Source organism: Pseudomonas sp. MF08875, from assembly GCF_059862525.1.
Map to the genome: position 1 here is coordinate 1 of NZ_JCBCUW010000077.1, position 15,925 is coordinate 15,925.

General features: G+C 47.6%; 14 protein-coding genes. 10 read left to right on the forward strand and 4 right to left on the reverse strand.

The window, feature by feature from the left end:
- Nucleotides 1-134 precede the first annotated feature (134 nt).
- Together AC19YT_RS26835 and AC19YT_RS26840 are read left to right on the forward strand one after the other, a co-directional pair.
- Nucleotides 135-671, forward strand: a complete 537-nt coding sequence (locus AC19YT_RS26835) for a hypothetical protein (protein ID WP_052439781.1) — start codon at nt 135-137, stop codon at nt 669-671.
- A gap of 81 nt (nt 672-752) precedes the next feature.
- Complete coding sequence (locus AC19YT_RS26840; protein ID WP_152641146.1) at nt 753-1,016, forward strand: hypothetical protein; 264 nt, start codon at nt 753-755, stop codon at nt 1,014-1,016.
- Nucleotides 1,017-1,022: 6 nt separating this feature from the next.
- Here the strand turns inward: AC19YT_RS26840 and AC19YT_RS26845 are convergent, their stop codons facing one another.
- Genes AC19YT_RS26845 through AC19YT_RS26855 form a run of 3 tightly spaced genes read right to left on the reverse strand, consistent with a single transcriptional unit; the run spans nt 1,023 to nt 4,551 of the window.
- Complete coding sequence (locus tag AC19YT_RS26845) at nt 1,023-3,248, reverse strand: hypothetical protein (RefSeq protein WP_044272829.1); 2,226 nt, start codon at nt 3,246-3,248, stop codon at nt 1,023-1,025.
- A 1-nt stretch (nt 3,249) separates the two neighbouring features.
- Nucleotides 3,250-4,050 carry a hypothetical protein gene (locus AC19YT_RS26850; RefSeq protein WP_044272830.1) on the reverse strand — a complete coding sequence of 267 codons (801 nt, stop codon included), beginning with the start codon at nt 4,048-4,050 and terminating at the stop codon, nt 3,250-3,252.
- Between the two features lie 18 nt (nt 4,051-4,068).
- Complete coding sequence (locus tag AC19YT_RS26855) at nt 4,069-4,551, reverse strand: hypothetical protein (protein WP_044272831.1); 483 nt, start codon at nt 4,549-4,551, stop codon at nt 4,069-4,071.
- 367 nt (nt 4,552-4,918) lie between these two features.
- Between AC19YT_RS26855 and AC19YT_RS26860 the strand changes: the two genes are divergently transcribed.
- From AC19YT_RS26860 to AC19YT_RS26895, 8 genes are all read left to right on the forward strand, one after another.
- Nucleotides 4,919-5,896 (forward strand): hypothetical protein, encoded by a 978-nt coding sequence (locus AC19YT_RS26860; protein ID WP_044272832.1) that lies wholly within the window; start codon nt 4,919-4,921, stop codon nt 5,894-5,896.
- 36 nt (nt 5,897-5,932) lie between these two features.
- Nucleotides 5,933-6,676 (forward strand): abortive infection family protein, encoded by a 744-nt coding sequence (locus AC19YT_RS26865; RefSeq protein ID WP_044272833.1) that lies wholly within the window; start codon nt 5,933-5,935, stop codon nt 6,674-6,676.
- Nucleotides 6,677-6,791: 115 nt separating this feature from the next.
- Entirely contained in the window at nt 6,792-7,475 is a 684-nt protein-coding gene (locus AC19YT_RS26870) for a hypothetical protein (RefSeq protein WP_044272834.1), read from the forward strand.
- 100 nt (nt 7,476-7,575) lie between these two features.
- Nucleotides 7,576-10,743 (forward strand): hypothetical protein, encoded by a 3,168-nt coding sequence (locus AC19YT_RS26875; RefSeq protein ID WP_044272835.1) that lies wholly within the window; start codon nt 7,576-7,578, stop codon nt 10,741-10,743.
- Nucleotides 10,744-10,881: 138 nt separating this feature from the next.
- Nucleotides 10,882-13,245, forward strand: a complete 2,364-nt coding sequence (locus tag AC19YT_RS26880) for a hypothetical protein (protein WP_500611306.1) — start codon at nt 10,882-10,884, stop codon at nt 13,243-13,245.
- A gap of 106 nt (nt 13,246-13,351) precedes the next feature.
- Entirely contained in the window at nt 13,352-13,612 is a 261-nt protein-coding gene (locus tag AC19YT_RS26885; protein WP_044272837.1) for a hypothetical protein, read from the forward strand.
- Nucleotides 13,609-14,058: a hypothetical protein gene (locus AC19YT_RS26890; RefSeq protein ID WP_044272838.1), complete on the forward strand. Its 450-nt coding sequence runs from the start codon at nt 13,609-13,611 to the stop codon at nt 14,056-14,058. Before AC19YT_RS26885 ends, AC19YT_RS26890 begins: the two co-directional genes overlap by 4 nt.
- Before the next feature lie 183 nt (nt 14,059-14,241).
- Nucleotides 14,242-15,306 carry a tetratricopeptide repeat protein gene (locus AC19YT_RS26895; RefSeq protein ID WP_052439782.1) on the forward strand — a complete coding sequence of 355 codons (1,065 nt, stop codon included), beginning with the start codon at nt 14,242-14,244 and terminating at the stop codon, nt 15,304-15,306.
- On the opposite strand, the gene AC19YT_RS26900 is transcribed toward AC19YT_RS26895, so the two are convergent.
- Nucleotides 15,303-15,809, reverse strand: coding sequence for a hypothetical protein (locus AC19YT_RS26900; RefSeq protein WP_500611307.1), 507 nt, complete (start codon nt 15,807-15,809; stop codon nt 15,303-15,305). The two genes, AC19YT_RS26895 and AC19YT_RS26900, sit on opposite strands and share 4 nt — an antisense overlap.
- Between the last annotated feature and the right edge of the window lie 116 nt (nt 15,810-15,925).

The window sequence follows — 15,925 nt, forward strand, 5'->3', positions numbered from 1 at the left end:
AACGCTTCGACTTCAAATGCCCGATCGAGGTGATGGGCGAAGTGATGCAAGAAGCCGTGGTGATGCGGCATGATGCTCCCGCTTCAATTCAATAACCGTGTTGCACTCAGATCCTGCAACCGCCGAGGTTAATAATGAAAAGGATTTTTACTGTTCTTGCTGCAACGCTATCGTTGAATGCTTTCGCTGAGGCTCCCAAAGAGCCAGTGCAGCTCGCATCGAGCTATGACCCAAAAGCGCCGAGCATCAGTGTTCAAGGGCTGGGTAATAAAATTCTTGATGTAGCAACGTCTGCCAAATATTTTGTCACCGTATTTAATGGGACTGAGTATGCATACAGTTTCAAAAGGCTTGGCTCCAATGATGTGAAGTATGTTGGTAAACAGAGCGATATTCAGGGGTTGGTATTTATTGATGTGACAGGTTATGTGGCGGGGCGTCAGCTCAACGCCCAAACCTCTTCGTATCGTCAGAGTAAATACTCTGATGCCATCTTCATCAAAAAATTTGAACGGAATGAAAAAAAGCCTTATGAGTTTGATTTGGGTTTGGACTCTGAAAATCGGCTGTTCATAATTAATAAGCCGGGAGATGTGATTTATTTGAAACCTACAAATGAAATCCAGAAACCTGTTTCTGCAAGAGAAAGATTCAAAGATAAAGTGTTCTGAATTTTTGTTCATGTGCCGCCCGCAATGGGCGGTTTTGCTTTTCTCAAATGCTATAATGTTGAGAAACAAATCCAGTACGCAATGAATATCGAAGATTTACCTCGCACCCCATACGTTTCCATCATCGAATGTAGTGATTTCTTTTTAACTGTGAAATTCAACGTCGATAGAGCCATGATTCAGAATCGACAATTCAATAGGTCGCTGAACGCCTTGAAGAATAAGCTGAATTACCCTTGGATGAACGTTGGGAAACCCGCAAAATTCGGCAATACGAAGCTGAATGTCTCTGCTCTGAAAACCTTCATTGAGGCAGTTGAGTCCATACCTACGGATGCAAAATGAAACCCCTCATTGGGGTTTGACTCTGTTTCTGCGCTCATCTCGACCGGGGCTATCGGGCTTTGCTTGCATAAGCGGTTGAGCTGGCTTTTTGTTGCTTGGCTGAGCGTTCAGTTTTGATTGCTGTTCCGATGCTACCTGAGCTGGGCGATGCTTCGGCTGGATCTGCTGCTCAACCTCGTTCACCGGGTCTTCTGCTATCTCGATTCCCAACGCTATGAGATAACTGCGTATCTGCTCATCGGTGAGCTGTAGATCCTGCTGTGCATCCTTCACAACCTTCTGCACGTCCTCCGGTGGGATCTGCTGCACGCTCTCGATATATGCGAACGCTGACACCTCCAATCCCTTGTGCAAGCCATAGAGAGCACCATAGAGGCGCGGCATCTGGTCTACTTCTCTACGAAGACGGCTGTTCGCTTGCAAGAACACCTTGTGCTGAGGCTTGTCCGGGTCGGCCAGGTCCGCTGCAATGCGGGCATCGACTTTTGTGAGGTTTGCAGCAACGGTCTTGCGGTAAGTCGCTTCTGCCTCCTGCTGTGCTTGCTCAATAAGCGCTGGGGATGGCGCGTAGTGTTTCACTTCCACACCTGCACGCATGGCCGCAAGGTAAAGCTGTGCTTGGATCTCCGGGCAGGCCGTGCCCACGAATTCGATTTGGTCGTTCCCTGATGCGACGATCTGAGCGATGAGGCTGTCTGCTGACGATTTGTTGCTCTGCAGCATTTCATACTCGTTCTCGCTCTTGCGTTTCCACATCTCTCGCTTGTTGAAATCTGAGTAGAGTGTGTTGTTCAGATATTGATGGCGGGTGAGGGCGTTCATGACGCTTTCCACGCGCATACGGGCGATGAATTCCTCAGTCGTTTCGTCGTCGAGGTAGGCGAAACGGGTGTATGGCCTATGCGGCTTCGAGCGTGATGCTCTGGCACGCTGCTTGAACTCTTTAAGCGATGCGCTGATGGTCGATTGCTCGTCCACAAGCGCTTTGAATTGCTCATCAGAAATGTCGAGAAGCTGCATGGGTTGCTGGGTCGATTTGTTGATCTGCAGCTTCGTTTCGAAACCCAGCTTGGGTAGCGGTATGCGCTCGTCAATGTCGCCGTAATACAGGCTCCACGAGTGGAATTTTCCGGCCCCTTTGGACGGCACGAGCATGACGTTGAACTCATCTCTGAGCTTCTGATTCAGCTCATCGATCTTCCCGTCCTGCATGGCTCTGGTGAGCGCTATCGCCTTGGCCGTCACTGACGAAATATCTACCTTATGCTTGTTCTTCACGTAGGCGTGGAACTCGTGCATCTCCAAGAATTTTTTCAGCTCCAAAGGCATGGATTTGTAGCTGCGCTGGTCGAGCTTATCGGTTGCGTTGCGGATCAGATAAATGTCCTGCATCTTTCCGTTTTTACGGTGTGACTGCATCGAGTAGCCAGCGGCTTCGAGAGTCGCCTTGACCTTGGCATGTGAGTAGCTTTCAGCGTCATACGCGCTGCTGAGATCAGCAATCAGGTTGTAGATTCCTGCATCCGGCCCTGCCGCTTTCCCTACTTTGTCCAATGAGATCTGAAGGTGCTTGTCCCTCGTCTTGTGCTCGTTGCGAGCGAGGAACGGATACTGCTGCTCATGCTTGTAGGACACGTCAGCGAATACGTCTGTGATGCCGCCGTCAAAGCGCTTACCGATGAAGAAGTTGTGCAGGTTGCCGTCTTTCTTGTAAGCGGATTGGATGATGTGAACGTGTGGGTTCTCGTCCTTGAGGTGCGGAGCCAAAGCGTAGAAGAATTCGTTGCTATTCGTGCAGCCCATTGCGACCAGATAGTCTTTGGCGCGCTCCTTCATGAAGGTCGCCTTCTCTTCGTCAGTTTCGAAGTGCGCAAGCTCGTCTTGCTTGAACGAAAGCACCCACTTGAAAGCGATCAGCGGATTGGGTTTTGCGTAAGTCTTGTCTCTGTTCTGAGCAGCGTAACCGTCAAGGAAATCGGCTACTACGTGACCATAGTCTTCCCTGTATTTAGTCACGTCAGTGGAGTCAGTCAGGGACGGTGGTAGCATGCCAATCGGCATGTTCGTCTCAAAGAATTCCACGCCGTCATGCACGTTCACGCCGTTGACAATTTTTCGCTCAAAAAGGTAAATGGTATGGTCCTTGGCTTCTGCGTGCGTGTGAACCGACGGTGTGCTTTTGACATTTTTGGGCTGGCCTTTCTCTGTCTGTTTTAATAGTGCAACTGCCATTTTATTTAAGAGCCTCAATCTCCTTTGTTAATGTGATTATTTTTCGTGCTGCATCGACGATTGAAAATGTCTTCGTGTGCTTTTCTCTGTCCATGTAGATCGCTTTATTTAGGTCTTTCACCACCTCGTTCAAATCTTCGTAATGCTTGAAGAGGATATCGAGTCTATGCTGCTCCGATTCACTTACCTGCAAAGCGGTGACTCTGAGCGCAACTGTGTCGAGAAATGAGAGAATCTTGTCGATAGGCTTTAAGCCGGATTTTCCTTCGCCTTGAAATCGTTCGAAGCCTCGGCCTGATAGCTCGAAGTGCAGCCTCGTCGTTGCGGGCTTTACCTCGTGCTCGCTTTTCAAAGCATCAACCATCTGCTTGAAGGATGAGTCAGAGCCGATGAGGTGTGACACTGGCTGACGTTTACGAATGTCTGTTAAAAAAGCAAAATGAGGCTCGTTAAGTCTGTAGTATTTGCTGACGAATGTTCTGACTTGAATCGACTCGTTCCCTTTGATTTTCACAGAGTCATTTTTGACAATGTGGAAGAGCTGAGTGATGTTAGAGTTTGCGTTGACCAAGGCACCGCTGACTCTCTCGAGCAATACGTCATTTCTCTTAAGCTCAACGAAGCCGTTAGCCGCTGCTTCGTCAAGGAAATCGCTGATGCCTCGGCTACTCACAACCTTGTCGCCAGTGCGCTTCGTTCTAACTCGAACAGCCCCGCTGAGGGCTGCGAGCTTGAAGAAGTTTTCCTTGAAGCTGAGCGTGCATCTGTCTTGCAAATGCTTTTTGGATTTTGTGTCATTCATTGTATTCACCAGTGGACTTTATTGTGAATACTGACTGGCATTGTTGCTGCTTAAAGCAATCTCTAAATCGTCGAGTGAGGAGAGGCCCACGGCACTCTTGTGTTCTTTCAAAATGTGAGTGAAGCGGTCGAAGTCGCTATCAGTTTCAATGCTGTATAGCTCAGCGATTGAGTAGTATTTTCTGACCGTTTCAGTGACTGATATTTTCTCAATCTGAACCCTTTCGGCGTTGGAAATTTTAGCTCGTTTGTCCCTGAGTGATTTGAGGTCAGATTGTGCCTTTTCAATATCAGCGTCTTTAGTCTCAGCCTCAAATTCTATGCTCGATTTTACGTCTGACGAAAGACCGGGCGTTTTAGCCTTTTGCGTAAGCTTGTAGCCCTCTGATTGCAAGCGAGTAATCTTGGTTTCTTGCTTTGTGATTGCCTCGATGACAGATGCTAAATTGGATTGTATTTCTATGAGCTTAGATTGAAGCTCTACAGTTTTTGAATTACTCATGATGTGTAATAGTTGTTATATGAGTAATGTTACCATATTGAATTTCCAAAAAAGCACGTTAAGCAAAAACAGGATTGTAGAAAAATACAAGCGGAGCGCGTTAAGCCTTTCAATTGCGGGTTTGACCGGAATTGAACCTTCCTTGCTTGCTTTGATTTTTTGATTTTAAAAAAGAAGATCTTTTTTCGGTCAAGAGGGCTAAGCGTTTTCGGTCAAGAAAAGGGCAGGGCGGGTGATTTTTCCGGTCAGTCATGCGTTCAGCTTCCGGTCATGCATTTTTGAGGTAGAATGCCATACGGCGTCACCCGGCCATTGACAGGGCACTGCACTCATAAAACAAAACGCTTTAAATGGATTTTTGAAGTTTATGAAAAGAAAGAATGTCACTGAATATGCTTACAGCTACCAAGCCAGCTATGCGGTAATGGTAACTGCGAATCAGCTAATGGCTGGTGGGGTATTAGACGACGGGCAGGATGAGTTAGACAAGTGTCATATATACATAATCGCCACTCGTCCCAATCCTTATTTTATCGCTGACAGTTTGAAACATGAGGGCGAATATCTCTCGGGAAAGATTGCCTACAAAATCTCAGGTGTAGAAACACAAATAGAGTTCAGCGAGTATCCGCTTTCATTAGTTGATGGTGCTGTTGGAATTAGCTGTGTTTATCCTTTTCGAGAGCTTTCAACTTGCGATGAAGGTGGTAAAGAGGTGCGCTATATTCCTGCATCAGTGCTTGCATCTCAGATGGCGCCTGAAGCCAGTGGAGGGGTGTTGAATCGCTGTGAGGTCTTGTATGTTGGTCAGGCTATTGGTCAGGGCAATCGATCAGCTCAGCAGCGACTTATGAATCATGCGACGTTTCAAAAAATATTGGCGTTGTCCGCACATAATACACCGGATAATGAAATTGTTATTTTCATGATGCAATTTGATGAGGGCCAGGTTCTAATTTCGATGGATGGAAGAGCTGATGGTGCCATCAATGATAATTCGAATGAAACTCGCCTTATGGGTGCTATACGGAATCCGCCAGATAAGAAGCAAAAGATTGCGATGGTTGAGGCTGGTCTAATTAGATATTTTCAGCCTCATTATAATGAAATTTTCAAATTAAAGTTCCCATCGGTAAAGCACAAAACTTTACAGTCATGTAGGTCGCTTGATGCGTCCGCTCTGAATATCGAACTCGAAACATTATTTGCTCTTTGGTCGCCTACGGTAAAGCCGAAGTTTCACCATAGCGCAAGATTTGATTTGGTGAATTTGCAAAATCGTATGTCTTTCTTCAACTCAACCGGTTTCAATGAGTTTCCCGGTGTGATCAAAACTGAAAAGTGATGGACCCGTTCGGAAACCAAATTTAGGGGTAGAGTGATGCATCCACTGGCCGAAGACCTACAGGCGTTGCAGACGCTTTTGCTTGCCCGAGCGACCGGACGTTACACACCTGCTGATGATCTCCCGTTCACCTTGCATCGCAAGAAGCTGATCGACGAGTCAGAGGTGGCTGAGCTACTGCCGGGCTGGCTAAAAACACATCGAACGCTCGAACATTTTTGGCTGTTCATCAAGCCTAAATTTGCGGGGTATGTGGAGCGAAAGGCTTTCATCTATGAGCAACTCGGGCCTGTGTTCGAATTCTTCGAAAAGCAAGAGCGATACCCGGCTGATGAAGCTGTTCTGGATGCGCTGGAGCGATTCGATGCCGAGCATGTCACCTCGGCGTGGCGGAAAGCGTTGGAGCGTCGTGCAAGCGACCCGGAAGGAGCCATCACGATGGCACGCACCTTACTGGAGTCTGTTTGCAAGCACATACTCGACGAAGCCGGGGCGACCGATCACGAATCCACTCCAGATCTAAACAAGCTTTACAAGCAGACAGCATCGCTGCTCAACCTGACTAAGGCGCAGCACGAGGAAGTAGTGTTCAAGCAGATCCTCGGCGGCTGCACAGCTGTCGTCGAAGGTCTTGGCTCGCTTCGGAATCGGCTCAGCGATGCGCATGGTAAGGGGAAAGCAGGTGTGAGAGCAGCGCCTCGCCATGCAGAGCTGGCTGTTAACCTCTCCGGTTCGACGGCATTATTTTTATTAGCTACATGGGAAGCCCGTAACTCTTGATTCAGAGGGCGGGTTTATCGCTCGCCTGATGGACTGTTTCTGATATTTATTTTGCGTTCAACCTTGCTTTAATTTTTGGCATGGTATAATGAACGCATAACAAAATATTAGAAATATGAAAATCAAAAATACCTTGCAAGTGATGCTTGCACGATTCAAAGAATCAAATAATTTTTATGACGAACTATTTGATGAGATAAATCCCGATTCATCTGCTTCGACATACGCTGATTTAGATGAAAGGCACAGAGCAAATCGAGCTATCTCAAACTTCACCGCTGCGTGGTTTATTCTCCTTCGTATCGTAGCTCTCCCTGCGTTTGCTGGGCTTATTTTTCTGTTCGTAGTTACTGGACTGGTGAAAGGCTTCACTGGCCCTACGCTCGCCGTCTGTCTGCTGTTCTGCACGCTTGCAACGAGCTGGTTCAGCTACTTCTCATTGAACATCTGTTTCCTCAGCGGCGAGCTTCGAAATAAATACGCGAGACAAATCAAGAATAACGAATCATTTTCTCCAAAGACGCTGAATTTTGATGTTATTTGCAGAGCATTTAAAGACAAGAAAATATACGATAGTAAAAAGGCAAGGAACGTTTTGCTCAATGATTTGCTGTGGAGCTTCTACGTCCCTACCTTCGCATTTGCTGCCGTGTTCCTCACCTACATAGAAATGCTTAGTTTCAGCTTAAGTGGCTTCACTGGTGTTGTTGCTTTTGCAGCAGTCTGCGTGTTGACTTTTAGTAACTACATTAGACGAAGGCAGAACACAGCGTATCTTACGATTTGTAGATACCTCTGACCGTCAAAATAAATCTCGCGTTCGGCGGGATTTTTATTCTCTTAATCAACGGAATGAAGAAATGAGAATGGTATAATTACAGAAACAACTATATTAAAACATGAGCATTAAAATAATTCTGGCTGCTATGGTGATTATGTTCACATGCAGCGTCGTCAATGCTGCTGACGAAACGGTGCCGGGGGATGCGAACGGGACATTCCTCGGGGCTGAGATTTCCAACATTGGCAGCATTGAGCTTGGCAAGAACCTCGAAATAAGCGCTGTCAGAAGCGGTCCCTACCTTTTAAACGATGACCCTGGTCCGAACATTTTTGGGAAAGTTTTCGGCACGGACTCATTCATGCCATTCGTAAAGGATCTCGGCTTTACAAAAGAGATCCAGCGCGACCCGTTTTTTGAAACCTATTTCATATTTTCCTTGATTCTTTCAGGTGCACTTGCGCTGGGTTCTGTGGGTTACTTAATCACGATGGTTTTTAAGCTTCAGTCTGAAGACGTTCGAGGCGTATTTGAGAGCGCAATAGCAAAGAAGGCGTGGCTCTTGATAGCGCTGTTTGTGCTCATAAACGTGATTGCTTATCTTGCAGTGAATGCCGTTTTAGCGATTATGGCAATGGTGAACTGGACTGGCCTTTCCTTTTCGCTTCAATCGACGGATTTGAAAAACACCTCCGCTCTTGACGATACATCTCTCCAGAAAAACTATTATGCGGTGGGGGGAATGGTCAAAATCGACCAAGCGGTTTTCAGGAACACACGTCAAGCATTGATAGCGTTCAATTTTGCGAACATGGCTGACGCGGGATTGGTCGGGTCATATAGTAAGAAGGAGGTCGCGGACAGAATTCTTGAATCAGCAGAAGCTGACGTGACACCAAATGGATTGGGCGATGTGAACGTTGACGTAACGTCGAGCTGGCGCAACATGGTGAATTTCTACGCTACTGCGAACAACTACGATGTGAAATTCAACGCGCCATCACTCAAGCTTTGGGAGCGCAAGACGTGGGGTTATAAACATAGCTTCGGCGTTATTAACTTTAACAATGCTGTTGGAGTAAATTTTGAGCGTAATAACGGAGAAAGCATGAATGACGGAACATTCATCTCTCAGCTTCGTGATATTCAGAAGAATGCAGCGAAATCACTTGGCAATGAGACATTCAATTACATCTCTATGATTGGAAATGATGAGGCGTTTTATGAGTTGATCTCGAATGGCAGCGTCGATTCTACAAATGTCTATCAAGATCCATATTTAGAGATTTACAGCAAGAAAATAATCGCGCAATACAAAGCTGATGCAAAGAGCCTCGTCAAGCAATATTACAAGCCAGATGAGATAGGAATTAAAGACACATCTAACCTCCTTGCTGCCTCTTCATCAGTCTATAAAGCGGCGTATAGCGGCTACATTGGCGCTGATATGAATATGCTGGGTAACGGCGGCGACATCATCTCAAAAGTCATGAAGCATGCTGTGCGTCAGATCACCCTTGCCAAGCTCAATGAGCTTTGCACTGTCGCGTGGGATGACAATAAAGCAGTGCGTGCATCTGTCGATGCATACAACGCCATTCCTGCTGACACAGCGTTCAGAGACATAGTGAAAGGGGTGAATGGAATGCAAGCTGCCTTCGCCAGCCAGTGTGTCTATCTCGATGACGATGGGACTTTCAAAAATCTTGGCAGTGAGCACATTGAAGATGCGCTGTATTACAGAACAAAGCAGATGCAATGGTTCTTCGCAACAACATATGTATATAACAAAATTCAGGAAGCAATGAGAGCTGCGATTCTTGAAGATCAAAGTGCTGCATCCCAATTTGCATCTGAGATGGTCAAGAATTTGAGAGCGGGAATCATAGGTGCTGCTGCGAATTTCTCGCTCGTCGTTAAGATTCAAAAACAGAAAAAGGATGCATTCACTGGCATTTCGAATACCCTTTTCGTTCAATACAACGGCCCCGCTCATAAAGACAATTTCGTCGCAGAAGAGATTTTCACAGGCACGACTGATGAGAAAGTGAACGGAGAGATGCACGAAAGGTCCGTCACGACATACCCTGAGATCAGCTATGCCAGCTTGTTAGCTTCCCCTATCGTCAATATTCAGCCTTCGACTGATGAGAACGAGAGCACGCTCGAAGCACTCGTGAGCCTCAGCTTTCAGCAAATGGTGGACAAGCTCTTTGGCACAGACAATACGGCCTTGAAGCTCATGTTGGGCCTACCCATGAATATGTCTGTCTCAGAGGGAGCCTCGTTCTGCCGCGCTGAGCCTGCGCGCTGCTCAACGAATGACCGAGTGAGCATCCCTGTGGGATTGATGATGATGGGAGGCGAGTTCATCAATGATGCTCTCACTACGTTCACGATCAAAACCGCGCTTGGGACGATTCTGCAACTGTGGGATGCTGGGGGCGGCGTTGATACTGATGCGTTGAGTGCTACCGAAAAATCTGCAGCGGCTACGGTTGGTGACGCCTCACGTATCACTACATTCACGAAGGTGCTCGGGGGAATCGGTGCGAAGATTGCGCATGCGATCCTAATTGCTCTCTATATCGTCGCCTCTGCTCAGATGTCGATTGCTTGGTTCAAGCTTGCGGTAGGGTTCGTCCTTGTTGTGGTTTTACCATCATATTTCGTAGTCATGATTATGATTCGAATGATAAAGCAGTTGATGAATATCGTGTTTATAGTCGCTAAGCTCATTATAGCTACGTCGTTAACCATGCTTGAGCCAGCGCCAAATAGAATATTTGCTCCGATTAAGGATGTTGCTATGGAGCTTGTGTTTGAGCTAATTTCTGTAGGGGTTTTTGCGCTGTTCATGTTTGTCTCGATTGTATTGTTACTAAATCTTGAGTTGGATAGCACGATGCTCATGATAATCAGCTTGACTGCCGGAAAAGGTTTGATAGCTAACGTTGTAATGACCGTCATGATTATGGTTATTTTTTGCGTAGTCGCATACATGTTGATGAGATTTGCTGATGAGAAGACAGACGAAATAGCACAGCTCTTCAAAGTGAAAGCGGCTGTCGATAAAGATATTGAGTTCTTGATGATTCGATTGCGTGATCCTCAGCTAATGAATGCGGCTCAGCAGCTTCATGGTATCTCTGAAAAAGAGCTGAATCAGATTGTGCAGCAGGCAACGAGTAAGCATGCCCGCGCTAAACGCGATGAGAGGACAGAAAAAAGAAAGCAGCTCGTTCAGGCTGCGAGAAAGCATTTCGGGAGTGAGCCTTCTGAATAGAAATCATCTCCCCCAGTATGGGGGGGGGTTAGAAATACATGAGGATAATGTTGAATCGAGATATTGATAATTTTAAGTGTTATGGGGAGGGAAAGCGGTTTCGAGATGGTATAATACAAGAAACAAATATTTCAAATAATGAAATTCATCAAAACACTGCTGCTAATGATGCTTATGTCATTGACGGCAATTTCAAATGCTGCTACTCAAACTGCAGAGTCAGTAAAGCGCGATGCTGATGTTTCTGAGCAATGTGCGAGTGTGACAAAAGACAATATCTCGCTTTGCACTCCCTCTATGGTCATGAAGTTGGGAGTGAGCAAAGTGTTCAGCAAAAGCGTCATGAACGAGACGACTGCGGCGTTAGCAAGCTACATCACGAACTCAGTGGGTAGCCTTGCCAAGAATTTCGGAGTCGATTGGCTTCCTACCGACATTCAGTTCGAACCGTCTGATACGCCAACAGGGCCACTCGCTTTCGTGTTCAACATCATCGCGACGCTTCTCCGCTGGATCTTCATCCTTTTTGCCGTCTCATACGGCTGTAAAACGATCTATCACCTCAAAACGTCCGACAAATTTCTGCAGAATCAGACCGGGCTGGTCTACGCATTTCTCAGCCCATTGGGGGTGCTACTGATGTGTGGCCTTCCGTATCTGTCGAACGTGATCTTTGCTTGTCTCTTTGCTGGGCTGGCAATCCTTTGCGGCTTCTTCGTTCACCTCTATTCGATTTGGGTCAGTGTCAGCGCTAATGACTCAGCGGCTGCTCAGTCCGTAGCACGTCAGCAGCTCATAGCTGCGTCAGCACCGATCTTTGACATGCTGGTCATCAACGCGATGAACAACACACGTAGAGAGAATGCAGAGGTCATTGTGGGCACTCGATTCGATGGAGCAGCGTTTTTGTTCAACCCTGATGCCTTCAACCAGTGCATCCAGAACACTGAGGTGAAGCCTTCTGTGCAGAAGAGCGGATTGCTGTTTGACGGTGCTGTGGTGCGCACCAAAGCATGCATGAAGGTCGCGGGAGTCAGGAGCTACAACGCCGGGATTGCGGGCTACAACGGCTTTGACAAGGACATTGACGCTGGCTTCACGAAGCTCGCTGACGCAGCCAATGCTGTCGCATACATGATGAATCAGAAGATGTGCAGTCAGACGCTCGACGTAGATGACCGCCGCCACATGTGGGCTGATTACGGCCTCGCTTATGAGTTCTGCTTGAACAAGGATAAAGCTGGGAAGGTCGTCGTTGATGAGAAGAGTAGGCTGTCATTCCTCCCTCACGTAGACGTTGAGGCGTCAGAGATCAGAGCCGCGAAGGCAGCGGCCATTGCCGCTTTTGCTGATTCATTTTCCGCGTTCGCTGATGCTGAGCAGAAGAATTACTCTCAGGCTGATTTCAAAATCACAGATCTGCTATCAGCCACAGTCGGTTTGTTCAACGAGCATAGCGGGCTTCAAAAAATTCAAAGCTCAATCATGTCTGAGTTTCAGAAAATCACAGTCAATAACAATGACATGCAAGCGACGGTTAGCACGATTCAGAGCATGTCTGAAGATGAGAAGCGTGCGAGATTTTCGAATTTCGATGAGATGGTGAAGCGCTCGAATCTTTTCGACTATACGTCTTCGCTTGCTGCGTTGCGAGACGAGCAATCGACAGCCCTGCAAATAAAACAGATGCTAATTTCTGCTGGGAATGATGCCATTTCTCAAATCTATCAGCGCAGTGGTTTCAGCTTTTCAAGCTGTTACGCTTCCCAAGCGGAGATGCAGAAATGTATAACGCCACAGCTGAATCGGGTTTCGAGCTTTATGAGCGACACGCTTACTTACCTCAATAATCTCAGCGCTGCATTGATCATATTAAAGACGGGCAGCCAAGCTGCAAATACCCTTTCGTTGCCTGCTGCTCAGGCTGGGTTGGAGTTCGCTTCGCTTGTCGTGAGCTTTGCCTTGATAATTACCGCCACTGTGGCTATCTGCGCAATCTATCCGTTTATCACCTTTCTGTTGTCGATCAGCCGCACAACACTCACGGCCTTTTATATTTATGTGAAAATAGGCGTGATGATGCTTGCCTCTATATTCATGTTTTCCTCTACGAGCAGGGACCAAGAGGGAGCGATGAATGTGCATTTCGCTTTCCTGATGAACAGTCTTTGGCTGCTGATCAATCCATCTCTTTCTGCTGCATTACTGTTCTTGAACCTTGGGGCCGTTAGCTTGATGCTCCCGCTGCTGAACGAGCTGGTTTACACAGTAAGTGATTCGGTGGTCTACAACGATGGCTCAGTTCTAAATACAGTGATCTCAGTCGCTATCCAGTTCTCAATTGTCCAAATCTTTTATCTTTCAGCGACTATCGGCTTGGACGCAGCGCTGAAGAAAGTGTCTATAGAGTTCGAAAAATTAATGAGCGTTTCAGGATCGAAAGATTTTAATAGTGAAGAGGTCTTTGGAAGAGTCGAAAGCGCTATGCACCGATTTAGATAATGCCGATTAACGGCATTGTTTTTCATCGCTGTTGATCTTGATTCGTTTTTTAATATGGTATAATTTCAGTGAAAGGAGAAAATGCTAATCGTAAGGAGGTAAGCAAATGAGCTATAAAATAACTAAGAGAGAGCTGCTTTCCTCTCAATTCAAAAACCATGGCGACAAGATTCTTGTGACTTTGCTTTCATGTGCTCTCCTATATGGTGCTTTGAATCTGACTCCCGGTGTTCGCCTTTTCACTGCGATGGGGCGTATCTTCGTTGACCATAACTACGATGTTCATATGGCAGCCATTCCCGTGCTTTTCGGTGTGGTCCTTGCGCCTGTGCTGGTCATCATCAGAAAGATGGAGGAAAAGCTATGAGTAGTCGTGAGCAAGCTCTCGAATCCACGCTCGGCGCTTTCAAGCTCGTTATGAGCCTCATCGCTGCGTTCTTTCTATACCGCTACATCGTCATGAACGCCACAGGGATCGGCTTCTTCGACTTTACTGTAGAGCAGCAGGCGCTGGGCGGTGGCCGCTTCGATCTCAGTCAGGCACGCGCTCACTACGTTGCGACTCGTAGCAGCTTTGAAGTCCCGTTCATGTATGCATTCATCATCATCCACCCGCTGACATATCTGCTTGTGTCGCTGGTGATACGCTTGAAGATCCGTAGCGCACGCTTGGGGCTTGGTCACACGAACAGCACGGTCATCAGCACACGCAGCTCTGGCAACTGGGGCAGTGACCCTGTGCCTTGCCGCACCGCTACCAAACCCGTAGCTGAGAAGGCTAAGCCCAAGGAACGGGAACCTGATTGGTCTTAAAGCCGCCCCTGATGAGGCGGTTTTTTTTGTTCTGAATCTGTTCAGAATCAAAACCGAGTCTGTTCTGATTCGGTTCTGAACGTTTTCAGAAACCTTTCAGAAGCTGTTTCTAAGCTCAGCATGGCATGAGTATGATGGCACAGCGAGGATTGCCCATCAGGCTGGTATCAAGGACTGATTTCAATGAGAAACGCACCCCCATCCTCCTCTCCGGACGATCCTATCGATCAGTTCAATCTCGGCGTGCGCTTCGCCAATGGCCAAACCGGACGTAAAGCCCCCACGGTGGCTGTTCATTGGTATCGAGAAGCGGCTAAGCAAGCATACGCCCCAGCCCAATACAACCTTGGCGTCTGTTACGCGACCGGCTTCGGCGTTTCGCAGGACGATCAACTCGCGGCTCGTTGGTATCGAAAGGCGGCACAGCAAGGCCACGCGGCGGCTCAAAGCAACCTCGGGGTTTGCTATGCGCAAGGGGTAGGGATTACTGCCGATGCGTCCCTCGCGGTCTTCTGGTCGCTCAAAGCAGGCGCTCAGGGCGAGGTAACGGCCCAGTGCAATCTTGGCTTCTTCTATTTCACCGGCACAGGGGTAGATCTCAGCTACTCGATAGCCGCAGCTTGGTATAAGAAAGCCGCAGAGCAGGGTAATGAGTTGGCGAAGACCAAGCTTCGGAAGCTCGTTGATAGTGGCGTGCAGCCTGCGTTACTCAGCGTCTTCGGCGAGAAAGCAAACCCTCGTGGAAGCTCAACTCAGAATGCGGGCCACTCCCGGCCTACGTCCGATTTTGCACCACGCAGCAAGATTGAGGTCGCCCCTTGTCCGATCTGCAATGTCAAAATTGCAAAGCACATCATGAAGCGTCACATCAGTGAATATCACCGGCCTGAGCCGAAAATTAACCCTCATCCCCCTCGAAGTCCGCGAATTAAAAAGCCTACCGGGCCAGTCCTGCCGATTTCATCGGCTCCCGCACCTGCACCCTCTAAAGCTCGTCTCGAGTCCCTGTGTCCTCGATGTGGGGGCGATGGTGGTGTGAGAGGGGGATGCACCAAATGTGATGGGACCGGATGGGTGCCGCTCTCAATGGAACGTGATGATGTCTATCGGCCTGACAATGGCATCGGTGAAAACTCACGAGTCTCAAATTCAGATTACCTCGGCGTTAACGGCGGCGCTCATTTCAGGGAGATTGATGGCCGTATCGGCACGATCCCATCGCATGACGATTACAGTGAAGAAAGCTAAGGCTGTGGGTTCTGTCGATGGTAGCTCTGGATTGCCTCTTCCAATTCTGTAGCGTAGCGATTGAATTCATTCACTGCGTATGGGAGGAATCGCTCATCAACGATGAGACCGTTGAATGGGTTTACATCAACCCCATCGGCCCGCTTAACCGCTTTCAATAGTCTTTTCTCAAATTCGGTTTTCTTCTCTGTCTTGCAAGCCGTCTTGTGATAGTCAGTGGCTAACCCATCGTTGTGAATCATGATATTTCTAATGACTGTGAGATGGTCAATATCGACTATGTGTCTGGCCTCAAATCCTTTCTTCAAAATAACGTGAGATTTCTCAATTGATCCTTTGCATTTCAAATCCCCGCTAAAGCCGGACAGACTTATCATTTCTTCAAGGCAGCCATTAATGCGATGCTCAAACAAACCGAACATCGTGAGGAAAGCTGATCTGCGCGTTAGGGATGAAATTAAAGACTTATATTCGAGTTTTACTTCATCATAACCTGAATTCATAGAATAAGCGCAACGCTTGAAACGAGAGGCAGAGAGCCAGCCACCGGTAGAATCCAGGCTCTCACACCGAAGGATTCAAGCGCAGATGACTACGCATTACCGGCAGCTGACTCAGG

Excerpts from the sequence above, each read along its gene's own strand:
- AC19YT_RS26835 (WP_052439781.1), top strand. The coding sequence starts at position 135 with ATGAAAAGGATTTTTACTGTTCTTGCTGCAACGCTATCGTTGAATGCT.
- AC19YT_RS26840 (WP_152641146.1), top strand. The coding sequence starts at position 753 with ATGAATATCGAAGATTTACCTCGCACCCCATACGTTTCCATCATCGAA.
- AC19YT_RS26845 (WP_044272829.1), bottom strand. The coding sequence starts at position 3,248 with ATGGCAGTTGCACTATTAAAACAGACAGAGAAAGGCCAGCCCAAAAAT.
- AC19YT_RS26850 (WP_044272830.1), bottom strand. The coding sequence starts at position 4,050 with ATGAATGACACAAAATCCAAAAAGCATTTGCAAGACAGATGCACGCTC.
- AC19YT_RS26855 (WP_044272831.1), bottom strand. The coding sequence starts at position 4,551 with ATGAGTAATTCAAAAACTGTAGAGCTTCAATCTAAGCTCATAGAAATA.
- AC19YT_RS26860 (WP_044272832.1), top strand. The coding sequence starts at position 4,919 with ATGAAAAGAAAGAATGTCACTGAATATGCTTACAGCTACCAAGCCAGC.
- AC19YT_RS26865 (WP_044272833.1), top strand. The coding sequence starts at position 5,933 with ATGCATCCACTGGCCGAAGACCTACAGGCGTTGCAGACGCTTTTGCTT.
- AC19YT_RS26870 (WP_044272834.1), top strand. The coding sequence starts at position 6,792 with ATGAAAATCAAAAATACCTTGCAAGTGATGCTTGCACGATTCAAAGAA.
- AC19YT_RS26875 (WP_044272835.1), top strand. The coding sequence starts at position 7,576 with ATGAGCATTAAAATAATTCTGGCTGCTATGGTGATTATGTTCACATGC.
- AC19YT_RS26880 (WP_500611306.1), top strand. The coding sequence starts at position 10,882 with ATGAAATTCATCAAAACACTGCTGCTAATGATGCTTATGTCATTGACG.
- AC19YT_RS26885 (WP_044272837.1), top strand. The coding sequence starts at position 13,352 with ATGAGCTATAAAATAACTAAGAGAGAGCTGCTTTCCTCTCAATTCAAA.
- AC19YT_RS26890 (WP_044272838.1), top strand. The coding sequence starts at position 13,609 with ATGAGTAGTCGTGAGCAAGCTCTCGAATCCACGCTCGGCGCTTTCAAG.
- AC19YT_RS26895 (WP_052439782.1), top strand. The coding sequence starts at position 14,242 with ATGAGAAACGCACCCCCATCCTCCTCTCCGGACGATCCTATCGATCAG.
- AC19YT_RS26900 (WP_500611307.1), bottom strand. The coding sequence starts at position 15,809 with ATGAATTCAGGTTATGATGAAGTAAAACTCGAATATAAGTCTTTAATT.